Annotated in this window: 24 protein-coding genes; 9 read left to right on the top strand and 15 right to left on the bottom strand. The window is 57.0% G+C overall.

Features of this window, described 5'->3' with window-relative positions; all coding sequences use genetic code 11:
- Window positions 1-117: 117 nt before the first annotated feature.
- From QCE83_RS34405 to QCE83_RS34335, 15 genes are all read right to left on the bottom strand, one after another.
- Window positions 118-351 carry a hypothetical protein gene (locus QCE83_RS34405; protein WP_309821284.1) on the bottom strand — a complete coding sequence of 78 codons (234 nt, stop codon included), beginning with the start codon at window positions 349-351 and terminating at the stop codon, window positions 118-120.
- 183 nt (window positions 352-534) lie between these two features.
- A complete protein-coding gene (locus QCE83_RS34400; RefSeq protein ID WP_309821283.1) occupies window positions 535-1,344 on the bottom strand; it encodes a hypothetical protein in 810 nt (269 codons plus the stop codon).
- Window positions 1,341-1,736: a hypothetical protein gene (locus tag QCE83_RS34395; protein WP_309821282.1), complete on the bottom strand. Its 396-nt coding sequence runs from the start codon at window positions 1,734-1,736 to the stop codon at window positions 1,341-1,343. The genes QCE83_RS34400 and QCE83_RS34395 overlap by 4 nt, the downstream gene beginning before the upstream one ends.
- A gap of 26 nt (window positions 1,737-1,762) precedes the next feature.
- The gene (locus QCE83_RS34390; protein ID WP_309821281.1) at window positions 1,763-1,963 is read right to left on the bottom strand and encodes a hypothetical protein; all 201 of its coding nucleotides are present in this window, start codon (window positions 1,961-1,963) and stop codon (window positions 1,763-1,765) included.
- Window positions 1,963-2,391 (bottom strand): hypothetical protein, encoded by a 429-nt coding sequence (locus QCE83_RS34385; RefSeq protein ID WP_309821280.1) that lies wholly within the window; start codon window positions 2,389-2,391, stop codon window positions 1,963-1,965. The genes QCE83_RS34390 and QCE83_RS34385 overlap by 1 nt, the downstream gene beginning before the upstream one ends.
- Window positions 2,388-2,573, bottom strand: a complete 186-nt coding sequence (locus QCE83_RS34380) for a hypothetical protein (RefSeq protein WP_309821279.1) — start codon at window positions 2,571-2,573, stop codon at window positions 2,388-2,390. Before QCE83_RS34380 ends, QCE83_RS34385 begins: the two co-directional genes overlap by 4 nt.
- On the bottom strand, window positions 2,570-2,869 hold the full coding sequence (locus tag QCE83_RS34375) for a hypothetical protein (RefSeq protein ID WP_309821278.1): 300 nt from the start codon (window positions 2,867-2,869) through the stop codon (window positions 2,570-2,572). The genes QCE83_RS34380 and QCE83_RS34375 overlap by 4 nt, the downstream gene beginning before the upstream one ends.
- 158 nt (window positions 2,870-3,027) lie before the next feature.
- Window positions 3,028-3,366, bottom strand: coding sequence for a hypothetical protein (locus QCE83_RS34370; RefSeq protein ID WP_309821277.1), 339 nt, complete (start codon window positions 3,364-3,366; stop codon window positions 3,028-3,030).
- A gap of 14 nt (window positions 3,367-3,380) precedes the next feature.
- On the bottom strand, window positions 3,381-3,608 hold the full coding sequence (locus QCE83_RS34365) for a hypothetical protein (RefSeq protein ID WP_309821276.1): 228 nt from the start codon (window positions 3,606-3,608) through the stop codon (window positions 3,381-3,383).
- Window positions 3,605-3,778 (bottom strand): hypothetical protein, encoded by a 174-nt coding sequence (locus QCE83_RS34360; protein WP_309821275.1) that lies wholly within the window; start codon window positions 3,776-3,778, stop codon window positions 3,605-3,607. Before QCE83_RS34360 ends, QCE83_RS34365 begins: the two co-directional genes overlap by 4 nt.
- 90 nt (window positions 3,779-3,868) lie before the next feature.
- The gene (locus QCE83_RS34355; RefSeq protein ID WP_309821274.1) at window positions 3,869-4,414 is read right to left on the bottom strand and encodes a hypothetical protein; all 546 of its coding nucleotides are present in this window, start codon (window positions 4,412-4,414) and stop codon (window positions 3,869-3,871) included.
- Window positions 4,415-4,561: 147 nt separating this feature from the next.
- Window positions 4,562-4,960 carry a hypothetical protein gene (locus QCE83_RS34350; RefSeq protein WP_309821273.1) on the bottom strand — a complete coding sequence of 133 codons (399 nt, stop codon included), beginning with the start codon at window positions 4,958-4,960 and terminating at the stop codon, window positions 4,562-4,564.
- Between the two features lie 72 nt (window positions 4,961-5,032).
- Window positions 5,033-5,200 (bottom strand): hypothetical protein, encoded by a 168-nt coding sequence (locus QCE83_RS34345; protein WP_309821272.1) that lies wholly within the window; start codon window positions 5,198-5,200, stop codon window positions 5,033-5,035.
- A 209-nt stretch (window positions 5,201-5,409) separates the two neighbouring features.
- Window positions 5,410-5,616 (bottom strand): hypothetical protein, encoded by a 207-nt coding sequence (locus QCE83_RS34340; protein WP_309821271.1) that lies wholly within the window; start codon window positions 5,614-5,616, stop codon window positions 5,410-5,412.
- A 193-nt stretch (window positions 5,617-5,809) separates the two neighbouring features.
- The gene (locus QCE83_RS34335) at window positions 5,810-6,190 is read right to left on the bottom strand and encodes a hypothetical protein (protein WP_309821270.1); all 381 of its coding nucleotides are present in this window, start codon (window positions 6,188-6,190) and stop codon (window positions 5,810-5,812) included.
- 663 nt (window positions 6,191-6,853) lie between these two features.
- On the opposite strand from QCE83_RS34335, the gene QCE83_RS34330 reads away from it, so the two are divergent.
- The 9 genes from QCE83_RS34330 to QCE83_RS34290 all read left to right on the top strand — a co-directional run bounded on the left by QCE83_RS34330 (window position 6,854) and on the right by QCE83_RS34290 (window position 16,507).
- Window positions 6,854-7,150 (top strand): hypothetical protein, encoded by a 297-nt coding sequence (locus tag QCE83_RS34330; RefSeq protein ID WP_309821269.1) that lies wholly within the window; start codon window positions 6,854-6,856, stop codon window positions 7,148-7,150.
- A 901-nt stretch (window positions 7,151-8,051) separates the two neighbouring features.
- A complete protein-coding gene (locus QCE83_RS34325) occupies window positions 8,052-8,822 on the top strand; it encodes a Gp49 family protein (protein WP_309821268.1) in 771 nt (256 codons plus the stop codon).
- 45 nt (window positions 8,823-8,867) lie between these two features.
- A complete protein-coding gene (locus QCE83_RS34320; RefSeq protein ID WP_309821267.1) occupies window positions 8,868-9,566 on the top strand; it encodes a hypothetical protein in 699 nt (232 codons plus the stop codon).
- Window positions 9,563-11,155, top strand: coding sequence for a hypothetical protein (locus QCE83_RS34315; protein ID WP_309821266.1), 1,593 nt, complete (start codon window positions 9,563-9,565; stop codon window positions 11,153-11,155). The genes QCE83_RS34320 and QCE83_RS34315 overlap by 4 nt, the downstream gene beginning before the upstream one ends.
- A gap of 7 nt (window positions 11,156-11,162) precedes the next feature.
- Window positions 11,163-11,867: a DUF6682 family protein gene (locus tag QCE83_RS34310; protein ID WP_309821265.1), complete on the top strand. Its 705-nt coding sequence runs from the start codon at window positions 11,163-11,165 to the stop codon at window positions 11,865-11,867.
- A gap of 1 nt (window position 11,868) precedes the next feature.
- A complete protein-coding gene (locus tag QCE83_RS34305) occupies window positions 11,869-12,288 on the top strand; it encodes a hypothetical protein (RefSeq protein WP_309821264.1) in 420 nt (139 codons plus the stop codon).
- 12 nt (window positions 12,289-12,300) lie between these two features.
- Window positions 12,301-14,076 (top strand): hypothetical protein, encoded by a 1,776-nt coding sequence (locus QCE83_RS34300; RefSeq protein WP_309821263.1) that lies wholly within the window; start codon window positions 12,301-12,303, stop codon window positions 14,074-14,076.
- Between the two features lie 50 nt (window positions 14,077-14,126).
- Window positions 14,127-14,441 carry a hypothetical protein gene (locus QCE83_RS34295; protein ID WP_309821262.1) on the top strand — a complete coding sequence of 105 codons (315 nt, stop codon included), beginning with the start codon at window positions 14,127-14,129 and terminating at the stop codon, window positions 14,439-14,441.
- Entirely contained in the window at window positions 14,438-16,507 is a 2,070-nt protein-coding gene (locus tag QCE83_RS34290) for a hypothetical protein (RefSeq protein WP_309821261.1), read from the top strand. Before QCE83_RS34295 ends, QCE83_RS34290 begins: the two co-directional genes overlap by 4 nt.
- The last annotated feature ends 4 nt before the right edge of the window (window positions 16,508-16,511 follow it).

The following is a 16,511-nucleotide window of genomic DNA, read 5'->3' as shown; positions in this document are numbered from 1 at the left end:
TGCTGACTATGCTCCTCAGTCAACAAGTTCGTTACCAGTCGGTGACGATTGTGTCGAACTGCTCGTCGAATTAGCAGCCTCAGTATCCAGATATGAAGTCGATTCATCTTGGTTCCTTCATTCCTTGGTTACTTGCATGTCATTCTCAACTGTGGCCGTGACTTCGAAGCGTGCCTTGTCGACTGCTGACTTGACAGCATTCGCCATGATTGCCTGAATGTTCGGAAGATTGTCTTCCGGCCAATGCTCTCGGTGCGCTTCCACCATCAGGACGGTGATCAGTCGATGGCGAGCCAGTGCGATTGCCTTGCGCACGAGAAGTCGGAGCAGCCACAGCTCGAGACGGTTCATTCCTTGGTTCCTTCCTTCGTTGGTTCCTTGGCCCGCTCATTGAGCGGATCATATGGACGGGTAGGGTACATCACTCGACATATCTCCACTCAGTGGTGCCATCAGAGAAGGTAGTCTTGATGCACCACATGTATCGGCCGTTGGCATTTGCTGCCCACAATTTTTGCGTGGAGATGACTGTTTTCACTTGGTCACCTCACCAGCTGCGAACTCGATCACTGCCTTGTTCCAGGGCGTGCCCTGGTAGTTGGCGTGATGGCCTTGGCAGTACGTTCTGCCCCGCTTGTCGGGTCGGTGCGTGAAGTAGAACTCGTTCCCTTCCCGAATAAGTACATCGATGACTGCATGAGCAGTCTTGTCAAACTTCTCGAAAGCACGCTTTCTGCGTTCGAACTCACCGCGTTCTTCTCCTTCCTTGGGTTTGTCGAGATTGCGCCACTCGTTCTTGATGAGGTGCGCCGTGTTGAAGTTGATCTTAAACTTGACCTGATTCATGCGATTCAGGTGGTCCAGGCAGACATCGTCCTCGTGATGGTTGTCACGCAGGATCACGCTGCAGTTGTTGAGCAGGTAGGCGCCCTGTGCGTTGTGCTTCAGCTCACGGGGTTCCACCACCATCGGCAGCGGATACTGGAAGCGATCGATTTCCTCCTGCGTCTTGGCATCGATCTCGAAGATCACGATGAACTGCCGCAGCGCATCGTTGTAGTCGCACAGGTCGGCCTCCACGCACTTGAGGATCAGATCGGCCACTTCCTGGGCCTTGTCACAGTGGTGACGCAACGTGCCCACCAGCGTCTGCAGATCGCAGCGCTTGTGTAGGGCCATCTGAACCAGGAGATCGATACCGAATGCCTGCGGGATCTCCTTGGCCTTCAGATGCTCGAGGATCTCCGGCTCGGCTTCGAACTCAGCACGCATGCGAGGCATTAATTGATTCTTGCTGAACAGACGCTCGAGCTCCAGCTGGTGTTCCTTCTTAGCTTCGTTCATTGGAATACCCATTCGTTGAGGATGGTGGCCAGAGCGTGTGCCTGGTTGATCTGCGTGTTAGCGTAAGTGTCCTTGAGGGTCCAGCTGTTCGCTTGCGCAAGCTCAGCCAAATCGAGCAGATCCTGCTCATGGTGTAGTGCCCAAATTCGCCAGAGCCCTAGGTACATCTGCCAGAGATGATCATGCGGATACGGAAAGTGCGGCGCATTCCCTTTACCAGCTCGCCAGTTGGTGCCCCCGATGTCGTAGCCCTTAATATCGCACTGATACCATTGTTCAATGGTGCGGCCGTCAGGCATCTTGGCGAACAATGCGCTGAAACGCTTATCGCCGATGCTGCTGCATTCGTATCCGACAGTGCCTCGACCACTCCATAGGATTTTTCTTGACATCTTCTTTCCTTGGTTCCTTGGATAGTTCACACCAAGAATTCTTCTTCGGTGATCACACGCCTGACCAGATGCACAGAGGGGACCACACCACCGCGTGCAGTGATGGCCTTGGTACGCTTGTCGTTCCACTCCTGTGCAGCTTCCGGAGTCTCGAAAACCTCCACTTCCACACCCTTGCTGGTCTTGAGCACGAACTCGGTCTTGATGGTTCCCAGATCGGCGAGCATCAGAATGTCCCCCAGTAGCGAGCGTCATCGCCCAGGATGTCCTTCCACTTCTCATCGAAGAAGCAGTTGTTCGGTGCGAGAGTGAACAGGTACGCCACATCCACATCGTGCAGACCAGCCAGACCACAGCCGATACGAGTGACCTGGAACTCCAGCTCCGGGTGTCGGTGGGCATAGTCGATGAAGCCGGCCACGTACATGGCGATGCGCTCCAGGCTCAGCGTGTCACCCACGATCGGACCTTGATACTGACCGTCGGCCGCCTGCGCCCGGTGGTGAATGACTTTGACGCCCTTGGTGGGAATGGCGAAAGCATTGCCCGTGGGACCGAAGAACTCACCCCACTTGGCTCCGTGTTTCATCATGGCCACCTTGGCTGCGCCGGCGCCGTGGATGCCACCCTCGTTACTGCCGAAGACGAAGATCATGCGTGTTTTCCTTGTTTGAGTAGGGCATAGGCCACCCGCTCGATGTAAGGTTTCGAGGGCACTGGCGTATGCGCTTTGACATAGAGCTTTGCGTGGCTCAAGCAATGGCTCTTTCGTTCGGTGACCAGCCAGCTCAAGTAATCCTTGAGCATGAAGCTGGCAAGTTCTTCTTCGCGTGTCACGAGTTGGTCTGTATGGCTTGTTTGAGAAGGGCGAGGACCGCTTGACCCCGGTAATCGTTGAAGCGATCCGGCACGATAATACGCACCATCTGCTTGCCATCCATGATGGCCTCGGCGATCTTGCTCATCTCAGCTGCCACAGTCTCATCGGATTGCACAGCCTCATACAGCCAATCGATGTACTCTTCCTTGGGCAGGTACTGATACAGCACGCTGCCCGGCATCACCTCGAAGTAGATCCGGTTGGGCCAGCGACCTTCGGCCGCGGAGATGGTGAAGGGCATGTCATGCGACATTGAGCCTCCTCATCAGCTCGACAGATTCCTGGCTGCGCTTGTAGATGGCACAGCCCATGTGGGTATTGAAGATGCTCTCGTATTCTTTCGATGAGCCTCCATACCGACGTGCACGCTCATGAGCCGATGGCACAAGGATCACCGGCTTGCCGCAGATGTCACAGTTGCGCATGGTCTCTCACCCACTGGATGCGCTTCGGGTTGAGGTGCGACTCACCACGATCCGCCTCGTAATTGAAGCTGAATGAGTTGTCGTTGAAGGGATGTAGAAAGCCTAGGCCAACATCTTCGAGTTGTCTGGCCATCTCATCAATCAGGCTCCCGTACTCCACCTGTGCATATCTGTTCGACCACCTCTTCAGGTTCATACACAGGCCATGATGACGGTCGAACGTGTGGTAAATCGGCGCACCTTCGTCCAGCCATTTGACATAAGCCTGATAGAACTTGGTCAGGAGCTCACTCTGCACAGACTTCTCGAATTCCTGTTCGGACATTCTTTCCTCCTGGTTCAGCGCAGCGTGCAGAGATTCTTTGCCCAGATGTCACCGTCTTCATCAACTACCAGCATCTCCCCTTCAGGCGTGAGCTGAGTTGTCGAGTCGTCCCAGTACATGTCTGAACCACCACTGAAGATGGGATCTCCCAGATCACTCCAGCCACTGGTGTTGCAGCAGCAAGGCACCTTGTCATAGGTGCCCAGGATCAGCTTCCCGTTGGGCGCATAGAGCTGCTTCATTCCGGATCCTTGATGGCGATGAGACCACGCAGCAGCTTGGCGTAGCTGACAGTGACCAGTCGGTAAGGATTGTCGAGCTCGATGACGAGCAGCGGGCCGCCCATGGAGAACTGGACATTGGTCGGATCGGTGTTTTCCGTGTCAGTCTGAGCGGGCAGGGTGATGACCATACTTTCTCCTTGGTTCCAAGGTTCCTTGTTAGCTTTCTGAAAACAAGCGCGAGGCCAGGTCTGGAGCGAAGCGACGACCTGGACGAGTCCCTACTTGCAGTTCTTCTCGACTTGCTCGGTGTACTCACACAGCTCGTCGAATGTCTTCTGGCCCAGCGCCAGGTCGAACACCGGGATTTTGTGCGTCAGTGCAATGCGGATGGCCTGTCCGGTGCCACCTTGGCCAGCGCCATTGGGTGTCCAGCAGATGACCAGATCGGCTGGCGTCTTGAGATCACCGCCGAGAATCTGACACACGTTCCTCATGTGCAGCCGTCTGACACCCGGTGGGCAGATTCCCCAAGCAGGGTGGTGCTCTCGTGCGATGCGTTCCATCTCATCCGTAAATGAGGGAACGATCACATCCTCATGATCACCCGGTGCATTGTTGAAGCCCGGCCATGGGATGAAGATCTCCATGTGACCGGCTGCATGTTCGGCGCCGGCAGCGAATGCGTTGTCCGCCCCATCTGCGAAGCCGGAGCGCAGAATCCAACCATCCTGAGCCAGCTGTTTGCCGATCTGGCGCATGATTTCGAGCAGCTCATGCGGTGTCTTGCGACTGCCTATCCCCGCGTAAATGGGCGTTCTTGCCACGACTCTTATCCTTTGGGCTATCTATAGCCAAAATCGTCCATCCGGCTCTACTTAGGGCCAGATAAGTTGACTATCCGATTAGAAATAAGTTTGAGGAGAGCGCAGTATAGCCACTCTCCTCAGACTTGGGTTTACTTCTTGGCTCGCTTACGCAGCCTTGGCCGGGACGAGTTGCAAGTCCATGGCGAACTTGTTCTCCTCCGGCTTGGTGCTGATCGCGTCGTATTCCTTGACGCGACGCAGCTGGACCTGGAGGTCGATGATGACTTCGTCACCTGCCGCCATGGACTCGGCGTAGGTCTTCAGCTGCTCGACGATGCTGTTGCGTGCAGCCTGCATCTGGGCGAAGTCACGGTTGCTCGAGCGGGTGTCGAGCGGTTCCTGCGTGTCCAGCGGGATGCCCAGCGGCAGGGACAGGAACACTTCCTCGCCGTCGACCATCTTGGTCAGGCCCACGTTGATCCAGAAGTTGGCTTTCTTCTTCGGTGCTTCGCCAGCTTGCGGTGCTGCGTTGGCGGAGAAGAGTGCTTTGCGTTGAACGGCCATGGTGATACTCCTTGAGAAATTGAGAGAGAGAGATTGAGGGTCAGATGACCCCCAGAACAAACTACAACTGCACTACGCTTGAATCAACTTCCGTGCGAATGCCTTGCCACTGGTGATTGCCTTGGCTCCTGCATTGGCTGCTTCCACGTCCGATGCGTAGTAGCCGGCCTGCTGCCATGCCACACCACCAGCAATGGCGATGAGCAAAAGCAACTGAACACCACGGTTTTTCTTGGGCATTTGAACCACCTGAGAGATGTGAAAAGGATGAGGAGCGAGAAACTCCTCACCTAGCCCGTAGGGCTATTACTGACTATGGGGATCGTGAGCTTATGCCCTTGGTTCCAGACCTAAATGTCTAAGCCAATCAAAGACATGCGACACATGTGTATCAGCGAGCAACTGCTCGATCCAATACGCATACACGTGTGCGTTGCATTGGGTGTAACTCACGTTCGCAACTCGATGGTTTGCAGATCGGTGTAAGCCATGAATGCCATCATGAAGCTGGTAATGCCCATTGCCAATCCTGCCACATCACTCCAGTCTGAATAGAAGGGAATGACGAAGGTCATTTGAGCTACGCTCCAGATAATGAAGCCGAAGCCGATCAGGACCATGAGTAATGCGATGACGATATTAATTTGGACTTTCATGATAATCCTCGGGGAAATAAAAAAGGACCAACAGAGCAGTCAACTCAGGGAATTGACTGTCCGATTGGTCCGGAAGGTGAGACTGGGTAATGCCTGATCCGCTGACGCGGATCGCTGCACTATCTATCGAAGGTGAATGCTCCGGCCTGACCCAATCCCGAAGGACTGAGCAGACCGAAGGTTTTGACTGCGCTTATGCAGCGACGGACTTGAGCGGAGTGTGTGCCTCGTCGGCCACGTCCTCCCACTTCTCGTTCTTCGATGCAGCCAGAACACGACCGAGACGGTTGTAGTTGGCCATGTAGAGCTCACGATGCTTGTTGCTCTTGCCCATGAACTCTTGGACTGCGATCTGACGCACGGTGTCTTCCTGCGCCAGTTCTTCCATGAGCTTCTCGTTGAACGAGCTCATCTCAGCGATGCTGCGCTGCTGCTGCTTGTAGACAGCTTCCTTGACGTAGTTGTCCAGCATTTCCACGCCTTGAGTGACTGCGCCAAGCGTGGTGCTGACGGCAACTGCCGTGTCCGAAACCGTACCGAAGATCGTGCCCAACGTCATGCGTGCGGATGCCATAGTAGAACTCCAAATAGAGATAAGTTGAAAGAAGAAGGTCCGACCTAGGGTTTAGGCCAGACCAAGAAAAACGATGAAAGAGATTCGACTGGTCCGTAGGACCAACTTGGAGATGAGTCAGAGCCTAGTGACACTCCAACTCACCTCACTCCATATAGGCATGAGCAGCAACTCAACGTGTACTCAGTGGTGGCTGAGTTAGAAGGGAACAGACAAGTCCTGATCCACAGTGTGATGTGTGTGTACGTGGTGCAGATACCCAACGGTCACATGTGCAGCACAACCTGCATCCTCTGCAAGCTGCATCTGATACAACTCATACTCAAGCTCATCCCAGTGGTCCATACAGCCTCCGAATAGCGTTGCACTCACACCATGTGAGCGCTCTGCACAGCCCGTAGGGCGTGTGTACCTCGTGTACAACAAGGGGGCCATGCAATTCCACATACAGATTCGATACCGGGGGGGTATGTGTACGCGTGTAAAGCTGGAGGGCCACACCCTACGCAGTGACGTAACTATGAGAATTCCCCCAACCCTCTGCCTCTTTTTTAGGCACACGAGAATCCGGGTCGGCCAAAAAATTTGGCGAGAATTTTTCTCTATAGGCGGGGGTAGAGCGGCCTGAAAGCTGCTGTGGGCTGGTATTCACTGGAGACTCACATGAACTCAGCTGACTTCGTTACCAACTTGGGCATGCTTCTGCGAGATCAACCGCGGGGTGTAACGGCCGAACTCGATGACAAGATCGTGGCGTACTGGGATGGAGATCAAGTCCAGTTCGCCTTTCTTCGGGAGGATGACTCGGGGTTGCTCGATGAGGGATTCGACCTAGACGACTATGTCTGGGATGACTGGGCGCCGGCGTTCACGGCATGGCTGGAACGTCCACGGTTCAAGGCTCGCAGCGATTTACTGGAGTGGTTGGCGGATGCTCCGCCTGTAGATTCCGGCATCTGACCGAGAAAATCGCTACATCTGATAAGTGACTGAGTTGGACTCGGCTTGCCCAGGGGGCAACCCTCGCGTTCATATGGAAGGATGGTTTGAGCCAGGAGGATTGCAACTACCGGTCTTTTCCCTGGCTCCACCCGAAGGGAGCAGCATGCGTAGGATCGGATCGATTGCTTTGCAGGACGTGGCCGAGCGAGCCACTGAGTTGGAGGTCGTATGTTCCAGGTGCGACAGGCGAGGGAAGTACCAGACGGCACGACTGGTTGAGAAGCTAGGCCCCGACTTCCCCATGACTGAGCTCGGTCAGCGACTGGCGAACTGTCCCAAGAAGACGGCGCCGGTATATGAGCGCTGCGACATTTACTTCCCAGGTCTGGCCGAGCTCATGAAGGACTGACCCACCAAAGACAAAGGAGAGCATCAGCGGGGATCTGAGTGCTCTCCTTTGGCTCCTGACTTTTTAACAGTTCAGGCTCTGTATCCCATCACTGGCTGAACTACCGGGCAAAGCATGAAACCCCGGTAGTGGAGTGCGTCAGCTGGAACTGCGGTGGTTATATCCCCACGCCCGCTAGGGTTCGAATCGAAGCTACTTCCGGCTCTTCCGCGTGTGGAGCTGGGCTCCACGGAAGAACGTTAACATCAGACGGTAAGGAATACAACGTATTACGCTCGAAATGTTACGGTCTGTGTCGGTCAGTTTGACATTATTACCATAATGTCTAGTCTTCCCCCTGCTGTTCGCCATAGGAATAGCCCTCCAATCGTCGTTTACGATAGAGAAAGATTAGACATATCTTGAATTAGACTTTAGACTGCATATAGTCCAAGACCGGACTATACCGTTAACCAACCAAGGAAACAAGGAAACTTTCTTCCTTTCTTTCCTGCCAATAGGGCCAGATCAATGGAAGTCTCTGAAGAAAAACTTGCGGCCGTAGCAAAGGCTCCTCGCGTGAGCCTGGCCGATGTCGAGCGCGCCATCCGAGAGAGCAAGGTGACCTACACCGTTCTGCCGAATGGCCGCACGACCGTGTGCCAGATCGAGCTGTTCGGGGGCCGGTTCTCGGTTGAAGGGCAAAGCGCGTGCGTCTCGAAGGAGAACTTCAACCAGGAGATGGGGGAGAAGTTCGCCCTGGAACGTGCGACCGACGAAGTGTGGAAGGCACTCGGTACGGTGCTGGCCTGGCGCCTGTCAAAGATCGACGCCGCGCCCGAGCCGGATGGCCAGATCCTTTCCCTTGGTTCCGATGTGAAGACCTATGTCGGCACGAAGGCGGTCCATGCAAAACCGGCCACCTTCGGCGACTGGGTCGCACTGATGGGTATCAAGGTCGATGAGAAAAGCCGTCCGCTCACCGACGAGGGTTACCTCGTCCAGTATCCCGACAGCGTCACGTCCGATCACAGCTATTACATGAGCTGGTCGCCCAAGGGTGTCTTCGAGCGCAGCTACTCCATCGGACTCGAGCCGCGTGAGACCACCTACATCGAACGCCTGCAGGCCGAGCTCCAGCACGAGGCCGGCAAACTCGCCAAGCTCGAGCGCTTCCTGCTCACCCAGCACTACGACAACCTGAAGGTTCGTGCTCAGCGCAGGCTGATGGCGCAGAAGGCGTGCATGCAGGAATACGTCTGGATCCTGGAGATGCGCCTGAAGGACGCACTCGCAGACTGAACCAACGGGGAGGGCGCCGGCCTTCCCCCTCTATATGTATACGCCATGACCCAGCTACTCACCAAAGAAGTCGTCGAACGAGCGGTGCCCGCCAACCTGAAGAGTGCGGTGACCCCGGATCTCGTCGACCTCGTGAACAACATCGCCGCAGATCCGCTCGTTGCCGAGCAGGTGCGCAACAACTTCGTGAGCTACAGCTCTGTCCTCAAGGACGGCAAGTTCAAGCTCGCCGACTACATCCGGGCCGTGACCTTCGTCAGCTACCGGATGATGAACGACTCGATCAAGGACGCCTACTTCAAGACGTTCCCGGATCGCATGGCAGCGCTGCTCAAGAACGGGGCAGACGAGAAAACCATCTCGGCCTACAGCTCCTCGTATGCCAAGAACAAACTCGTGAACCTGGTGCTGGAACAAACCCTGGTGCCCAGCTGGGTGCTCAACGCTCACATCTACCAGGAGGCCATCACCACGCAAGCCACTCTTATGCGAAGTGCGCAGAGTGAGAAGGTGCGCACGGATGCCGCCAACTCACTGCTTACTCACCTGAGCAAACCCAAGGAAGTGAAGGCATTGCTTCCGATTGACCTGAAAGAGAGTTCGGGAATGACAGAACTCAAGGAGATGTTGACGAAGATGAGTCAACAACAACGTGAACTCATTGATCAGGGAGTGCCGGCGAAAGAGATCGCAGCACAACGTCTGATCGATGTCACTGACGTGGAGGCGAAAGACATTCCATGACACTGGTCAAACAAGAGCTAGATGTATGGCTCGACCAGGTCAACTACCAAGAACTCAACAGTCTCAGCTACAAACCAAGCGAATTCGCGCTGACTTTTATGAACTTCATCAAGCTCGTCAATGGCGAGCAGGGTGAATCTCATAAAACTCCGCCGGTCCACTTGAAGATGCTGGACAAGGTGGTTGACTCGCAGTCGGACTACATCGCCAATCTGTGCTTCCGAGGTGCTGCGAAGACGACGCTGTTCTTCGAATACCTCACTCTGTTCCTGGCGGTCTTCGGTTATATCCCCAAGTTCGGGAAGGTCGAGGCCATGATCTACGTGTCCGATTCGATGGACAACGGGGTGAAGTCGGCACGCAAGAACATCGAATTCCGCTACAACAACTCGGAATTCCTGCAGCACTGGATCCCGGAAGCCACCTTCACGGACAACTACCTGGAGTTCAAGTCCAAGGACGGCCATCGTCTGGGCGTCAAGATGTTCGGCGCCAAGACTGGTATCCGGGGGACGAAGATCTTCGGCAAGCGGCCGACCTTCTGCGTGCTCGATGACCTGGTGTCGGATGACGACTCCAAGTCCAAGGCCGCGATGATCGCCATCAAGGACACGGTCTACAAGGGCGTGAATCACGCGCTCGATCCGACCAAGCGCAAGATCGTCTTCAACGGCACGCCGTTCAACAAGGAAGACATCCTGATCGAGGCGGTCGAGTCCGGCCAGTGGGACGTGAACGTATGGCCGGTGTGTGAGCGCTTCCCGTGCGAGGAGTCGGAATTCGTCGGCGCCTGGCCCGATCGCTTCACGTACAAGTTCATCAAAGAGCAGTACGACATGCACCTGGGCAACGGCAAGCTCGCTGCATTCATGCAGGAGCTGATGCTCCGGATCAGCTCGGACGAAGAGCGCCTGGTGCAGGATGGGGAAGTGCGCTGGTACTCGCGCAAGAATCTGTTGGCGAATCGAAACAGTTTCAACTTCTACATCACCACAGACTTCGCCACCAGTGAAAAAACCACGGCTGACTTCTCCGTCATCAGTGTTTGGGCATACAATTCGAACGGCGACTGGTTCTGGGTTGATGGAATCTGTCAGCGCCAGAAAATGGACAAGACGTTGAATGACCTATTCCGTCTCGTTCAGGAGTACAAACCGCAGCAGGTAGGCATCGAGATCACGGGACAGCAGCAGGGCTTCATCTCCTGGCTCCAGAACGAACAGATCAGCAGGAACATCTGGTTCAGCTTCGCGAGCAGCGAGAAGAGTGGCTCTCCTGGCATACGCCCAATCACCGACAAGCTCTCCCGCTTCAATCTGGTTGTTCCTTGGTTCAAGGCTGGGAAGATGTTCTTCCCAGAAGAGATGAAGCATAGCGTCATCATGGGTGAGGCGATGGGCCAGATCAAGCTGGTCACCTCGTCGGGTATCAAAGGTAAAGACGACTTCGTGGATACGGTCAGCATGCTGGCGTTCCTCAAGCCGTGGCGACCTTCTGATTCAGCGCCGGCCACACCAGACGAAGTGCAAATCTACGAGGACGAGGAGCAACACTCGGAACCTAGTGGACTAGCGACCTACATCGTGTGAGGCTCGAATGAATATCGCTGAACTCTTCGCCGATCTCTCCTTCGGCGAGCTCTCGATCCTGCACTGGGCAGGTGAGGGTAACGGCACCATCACGGATGCGGGCAAGGAACGGCTGATCCGCTTCGCCAACGATGGGCTGCTCAAGCTCTACACCCGCTTCCTGCTCAAGGAGAACGATGTCCTCATCGAGCTGAAGAGCTGGATCACCAACTACCACCTGGACGCACGCTTCGCTGTGAGCCAAGGGGAAGAGGCCACGCAGCCGTTCCTCTATATCCGGGACATGCCGCTGGAGAAGTTCTCCGATGACGTGATCCGGATCCTGGCTGTGTTCAACAGCTACGGCTACCAATATCCGCTCAACGATGACGGCAATCCCCATTCGCTTTTCACCCCCCAAGGCAAGGTGCTTCAAGTACCGCACCCGCAAGACGGTGTCGTGCTCTCGGTCAGCTATCAGGCCAAGCATCCGACGCTGACACTTGCCGATCTCACGCAAGAGATCGAGCTGCCCGAGGTGCTGGTGCCGGCCCTGCGTGACTGGATCGGCTATCGGGCCTTCGGTCAGATGAAGACCCAGGAAGCACTGGCCATGGCCCAGACACACCAGGCCCAGTACGAAGCCGCCTGCGCAGAAGTCGTGCAGCAGGATCTGGTGAGCACGAGCACTTCAACCACCAACGAGCGTTTCAACAAAAACGGATGGATCTGATATGGGAATGCGCAACACGTTTGACCCGACCTGTGCCGGGCCGGAGATCGTAGACAAGGCACTGGGCACGGCCTACACCGTGGTCAAGTCGGTCTATGACCAGCTCGACACGATCGCCTATCTGGGCGAGAACGTCGATCCGATCGTGACCGACATCCACACATCACGGGATGCGGCCGCAGCTTCGGCCCAAACCGCAAGTGATGCGGCCGCTTCGGCCACGCAATCCGAAACCAACGCCAGCAACAGCAAGGATGCAGCAGAAGCTGCAGCTGTCAGTGCGACGCAGAGTGCGGCCAATGCAGCTGCTGTCTCCGATTCGCTTCAGGGTGTCCAGACACTTTTCACCGCGGCAAACATCGATCTGGGATTTGTCACCGATGCGCCGGCCAACACGTTCGATCTCGGAACCCTCGTTTAAGGAACCAGAACTATGAGCAACACACTTCGCCTCCGTCGAGGCACCGCAGCTCAGCACGACGCCTTCACCGGTGCCGAAGCTGAGCTGACCTTCGTGACCGACACGAAGGAGTTGCGACTGCATGACGGCGAGACTGCCGGTGGCATCGTGCTGCCGATGGATCCTGTTGATGACGCTGCTGCGCTGGATGGCTCGGAGACCCTGGCCATCGAGCAGAGCGGCGGCAAGTTCCGTCTTGTCCTGACCAAGCTCGCTCAGTTTGTCCTGCAGACCTACAAGGGTTTCAGTCAAGGCACGAGCGGTTCCCTGGCTCGGACGGTTCAGAGCAAACTGCAGGATACGGTGTCGCTCGCCGACTTCACCGGCTTCGATCCGACTGCCGGCACGGTGAGTGACGCCGCATTCCTGTCTGCGATCGCAGCGCTCCCGAATGGCGGACGCATTACCATCCCGCCTGGCTCCAAGCTCGCACTGGCCACGGCACTTGTCGTGAATGTCCCGATCATGCTGATGGCAGAAGTCCGGGGTGACATCTCCACCAACACGAATGGTGGCGGCATCGTCATGGCCATGCCCACGATCCAGTGGCGGGGTGCGGCAGGTGCCACCATGTTCACGGTCAAGCCTGACACGGTGGGCAAGGGCATCTGGGGTGGTGGCACGAAGAACATCGAGTATGACGGCAACGGTCTGGCGGCAACCGCCGTCCACCTGGACAACACCAAGTTCGCTCATGTCGATGTGAAGGTCCGCAACGTGACAGTGCAGGCTGTGCGTGTGGACTCGGCCAGCGGTACACCGGGCAACTTCTCCGCGAACAATTACATCGACCTCGAGTACATCTGGGGTGTGTCGGCCGTCTGTCAGAACTCCCATGGTCTGGTTCTAGCCGGCAACGGCACGAACGTGCCGGCCACCCAGCAATTCGTCGGTGTCGTGGTGGGCCTGATCTATAACGGCGACATGGTGCAGATCGCCGAGACGGACAACAGCCGTATCGACTTCATCAACTCGTCGGTGCAAGCAGGTGGTACGGGTACGGCGCTCTACGTGAAAAACGTTGGCTCGCAACCGTCCAACCATACGGTGCTCGGCCACGTCGCCGGCCCGGCCAAGTATGACGATGGGCTCAAGGGGACCCGCTTCCTGCATTACGTAAGTGAGGCAGGCGGCATGCACCAGGTGTCGGGCAGCTCGATGTGGGACGGCGAGTTGGTCGACTACGTCAATGGCAAGGTCTACAAGACGCACGTCTACCGGCTAAACCAGAAGATCAATCTGCCGGCCGGTGCCTTCGTCGCTGACTCGACCATGACGGTGACCAAGTACGCTCTGCAGTGGAATGCACCGACCATGGCTGACTCCGGCGATTCGTCGGTGGCTGCGATCGTCCCGGCGCCGTATGACCTGGATGCCGGCAATCTGACGGGCCTGGAGCTGCTCATCGGATCGAATGGCACGTCTGGCGCCAACTACAACTTCGAGATCCGGGTGACGGCCGGCACGCCTGAGACGAGTGGCGGTGCCACGGTGGTGACGCCCACACTTGACCAGACTGTGACGGTGGCAGCGGGTGCGCAATACACCCAGAAGCGTTACGCCATCACGTTCACCACGCCGGTTTCCTACAAGCAGGGTGACACGATCTTCCTGCAGATCATTCGGCATGGCCAGAACGCGGCGGACACGAACACGGATCCGTGCTTCTTCCTCGGCGCCAACCTGTTGTATCAGGGCACCGGCCCGAATTCGGCCGGCTCGGGTACCTACACCCTGCCGCCGATGTAAGACCGAGTGGGCCTCAGATCATCGAGGCCCACATTCACAAGGACAAGAACATGAGGACATTCAAACGTGGCCAGACGTTCAGCTGGGCGGGGACCGTCAAGAACGGGGCTGATCCCTTGCCGCTGGGTGACTGGCAAGTCGCTGCTGATCTGCGCAGTGCCATTGGCTTTTCCCTGGTTCAGCATCTGAGTGTCACGGTACTCGATGCGGCCACCGGCAAAATTCGTCTCTCTGCATTGCCTGCCGAGACGGTGAAGTGGCCGGTGTCCGAGGTGTATCTGGACATCAAGATGACCGATGCCGGGGGAAATGTCGTGAGCTCGCCGACTCAGTGCTTTGCTGTGATCGAACGGGTGACGCAATGAACCAATACAACCTGAGCATCGAGTTCGAGGATGAAGCATCGAACGAGATCTTCGATGTGAGCTTCGTGCCTTTCTTCAAGGGAGACACTGGTCCCCAAGGAGAACCGGGCAAGGATGGTAAAGACGGCAGCAACGGAACCAATGGGACGAACGGCACGAATGGCAGCAATGGCCATGACGGTGCTCCCGGAAAGTCAGCCTATGAAGTCTGGGTGGCAGCAGGCCACACCGGTACGGTGGCTGACTTTCTCGGATCACTGCAAGGCAAGCCAGGTCTCGATGGCGAAGATGGTGCTGACGGAAAAGATGGGACCAATGGTAAAGACGGCACGGACGGTACCAATGGGACCAACGGCGTCGATGGTCATGACGGACAGTCCACCTATGCGCTGTGGCTGGCGCTGGGTAACACCGGCACGCAAGCTGACTTCATAGCAGCGCAGCGTGGACCGGCTGGAGCAGACGGAAAGGACGGTGTTGATGGCAAGGATGGAGCGGCCGGTACCGGACTGACCAACCGCCAAGTCTGGGTATCGGGCACGACCTACAACCCATCGGACTACACGTTCTCGCCCAACAGTTCCGGCAACACGTCGATGTGGATTGCCAAGGGCAGCACGCCCTATCTGTCAACGATCGCACCCAAGGATGACCCGACACACTGGGTGGAATTCCAGGCGCCGGCCGGAGCGGATGGGAAGTCAGTCGAGCTCCAGAAAACGTCGACGGCCGTGCAGTGGCGGCAGACTGGCGGCAACTGGGCTGACCTCTTCACACTGGCATCTGTCACCGGCACCAACGGTACCAATGGCACCGATGGCGCAGACGGGAAAGATGGCAAGGGTGTCAGCACGGTGGCAGTTACCTACCAGGCTGGCACGAGCGGTACCAGTGCTCCCTCTGGTTCCTGGGTCTCCGCTGTTCCGGCTGTCACCAAGGGTCAATTCCTGTGGACGCGCACGGTCACCACGCTCACAGATGCGACTTCCGTGACTGCCTACTCGGTGGCGTATCAGCCTCTCGATGGGGCCAAGGGAGCTGATGGCACCAACGGAACGAATGGAACGGACGGCGCTGATGGTGATGCGGGTGCAGCCGGCCGCGGTATCCAGAGTGTGGCCGTCACCTACCAGATGTCGGCAAGCGGTACGACGACACCCACGGGTACCTGGACCAGCACGATTCCGACGCTGACCAAGGGCCAATACCTATGGGTACGCACGGTCCTGACGCTGACCGACACCACCACGGTCACGAGCTACAACGTGAGCTACCAGGGTGCAGACGGAGCCAAGGGAACGGACGGTACATCGCCGAATCTGGCATCTCCTGGTGCGATCGGCAGCACTACTCCGGGCTCGGGCAAGTTCACGGATCTGACTGCTACCGGCACGCTGACAGGATTTCCCGGCCGGCTGCTCAATGTCCGAGTCATCACGGCCACCCAAGTCTACAACAAGACGGCCGGCACCAATGCTGTCATTGTCGAGGCGATTGGTGGTGGGGGTGGCGGCGGTGGTGTGCCTGCAGCAGCCAGTAGCCAGTCGGCCACAGCAGGCGGTGGCTCGGCCGGATCCTATGCCAAGGTGTATCTCACCTCTGGCTTCGATGGTGTGACGGTGACAATCGGCGCACCTGGTGCAGGTGGACCAGCTGGCGGCGCAGGCACTGCAGGCGGCACAACCTCTTTCGGTTCGCTGATCACCTGTCCGGGTGGCAATGGTGCTGCGGCTGGCTGGTCGGTGACGCTACTCAACACCTTCCCGAATGCATCGCCGCCTGTCGCCCCGACTGTGACTGCTGGTGCTGTGCTCGCCGCATTCGCAGGCTGGTCAGGTTTCATGGTCGGATTGGTCACTACCCCCGGCTCGTTCTCCACCAGCGGGTATGGTGCGAACAGCCCGCTCGGTCAAGGCGGCGTCCCTCGTGCCACTGCGGCGCCGGGTCTTCCTGGTTCCGGATACGGTGCAGGTGGTAGTGGCGGCAACGCACCGGCCGGTGGCAATGCAGCACAGAAGGGTGGTGATGGAACCCAGGGTGTGTGCCTCGTCTATGAGTTCGCATAAGGAG

Source organism: Caballeronia sp. LZ034LL (assembly GCF_031451215.1).
Lineage (GTDB): Bacteria > Pseudomonadota > Gammaproteobacteria > Burkholderiales > Burkholderiaceae > Caballeronia.
Note: the sequence above shows the minus strand (reverse complement) of the source record. Positions and strands in the feature narration are given on the sequence as shown.

Bases quoted from the DNA above. Each gene is read 5' to 3' on its own strand.
- QCE83_RS34375 (WP_309821278.1), bottom strand. From the start codon at position 2,869: ATGTCGCATGACATGCCCTTCACCATCTCCGCGGCCGAAGGTCGCTGG.
- QCE83_RS34295 (WP_309821262.1), top strand. From the start codon at position 14,127: ATGAGGACATTCAAACGTGGCCAGACGTTCAGCTGGGCGGGGACCGTC.
- QCE83_RS34390 (WP_309821281.1), bottom strand. From the start codon at position 1,963: ATGCTCGCCGATCTGGGAACCATCAAGACCGAGTTCGTGCTCAAGACC.
- QCE83_RS34365 (WP_309821276.1), bottom strand. From the start codon at position 3,608: ATGAAGCAGCTCTATGCGCCCAACGGGAAGCTGATCCTGGGCACCTAT.
- QCE83_RS34335 (WP_309821270.1), bottom strand. From the start codon at position 6,190: ATGGCATCCGCACGCATGACGTTGGGCACGATCTTCGGTACGGTTTCG.
- QCE83_RS34405 (WP_309821284.1), bottom strand. From the start codon at position 351: ATGAACCGTCTCGAGCTGTGGCTGCTCCGACTTCTCGTGCGCAAGGCA.
- QCE83_RS34400 (WP_309821283.1), bottom strand. From the start codon at position 1,344: ATGAACGAAGCTAAGAAGGAACACCAGCTGGAGCTCGAGCGTCTGTTC.
- QCE83_RS34305 (WP_309821264.1), top strand. From the start codon at position 11,869: ATGGGAATGCGCAACACGTTTGACCCGACCTGTGCCGGGCCGGAGATC.
- QCE83_RS34350 (WP_309821273.1), bottom strand. From the start codon at position 4,960: ATGGCCGTTCAACGCAAAGCACTCTTCTCCGCCAACGCAGCACCGCAA.
- QCE83_RS34385 (WP_309821280.1), bottom strand. From the start codon at position 2,391: ATGATCTTCGTCTTCGGCAGTAACGAGGGTGGCATCCACGGCGCCGGC.
- QCE83_RS34340 (WP_309821271.1), bottom strand. From the start codon at position 5,616: ATGAAAGTCCAAATTAATATCGTCATCGCATTACTCATGGTCCTGATC.
- QCE83_RS34325 (WP_309821268.1), top strand. From the start codon at position 8,052: ATGGAAGTCTCTGAAGAAAAACTTGCGGCCGTAGCAAAGGCTCCTCGC.
- QCE83_RS34310 (WP_309821265.1), top strand. From the start codon at position 11,163: ATGAATATCGCTGAACTCTTCGCCGATCTCTCCTTCGGCGAGCTCTCG.
- QCE83_RS34300 (WP_309821263.1), top strand. From the start codon at position 12,301: ATGAGCAACACACTTCGCCTCCGTCGAGGCACCGCAGCTCAGCACGAC.
- QCE83_RS34290 (WP_309821261.1), top strand. From the start codon at position 14,438: ATGAACCAATACAACCTGAGCATCGAGTTCGAGGATGAAGCATCGAAC.
- QCE83_RS34370 (WP_309821277.1), bottom strand. From the start codon at position 3,366: ATGTCCGAACAGGAATTCGAGAAGTCTGTGCAGAGTGAGCTCCTGACC.
- QCE83_RS34360 (WP_309821275.1), bottom strand. From the start codon at position 3,778: ATGGTCATCACCCTGCCCGCTCAGACTGACACGGAAAACACCGATCCG.
- QCE83_RS34345 (WP_309821272.1), bottom strand. From the start codon at position 5,200: ATGCCCAAGAAAAACCGTGGTGTTCAGTTGCTTTTGCTCATCGCCATT.
- QCE83_RS34395 (WP_309821282.1), bottom strand. From the start codon at position 1,736: ATGTCAAGAAAAATCCTATGGAGTGGTCGAGGCACTGTCGGATACGAA.
- QCE83_RS34315 (WP_309821266.1), top strand. From the start codon at position 9,563: ATGACACTGGTCAAACAAGAGCTAGATGTATGGCTCGACCAGGTCAAC.
- QCE83_RS34320 (WP_309821267.1), top strand. From the start codon at position 8,868: ATGACCCAGCTACTCACCAAAGAAGTCGTCGAACGAGCGGTGCCCGCC.
- QCE83_RS34330 (WP_309821269.1), top strand. From the start codon at position 6,854: ATGAACTCAGCTGACTTCGTTACCAACTTGGGCATGCTTCTGCGAGAT.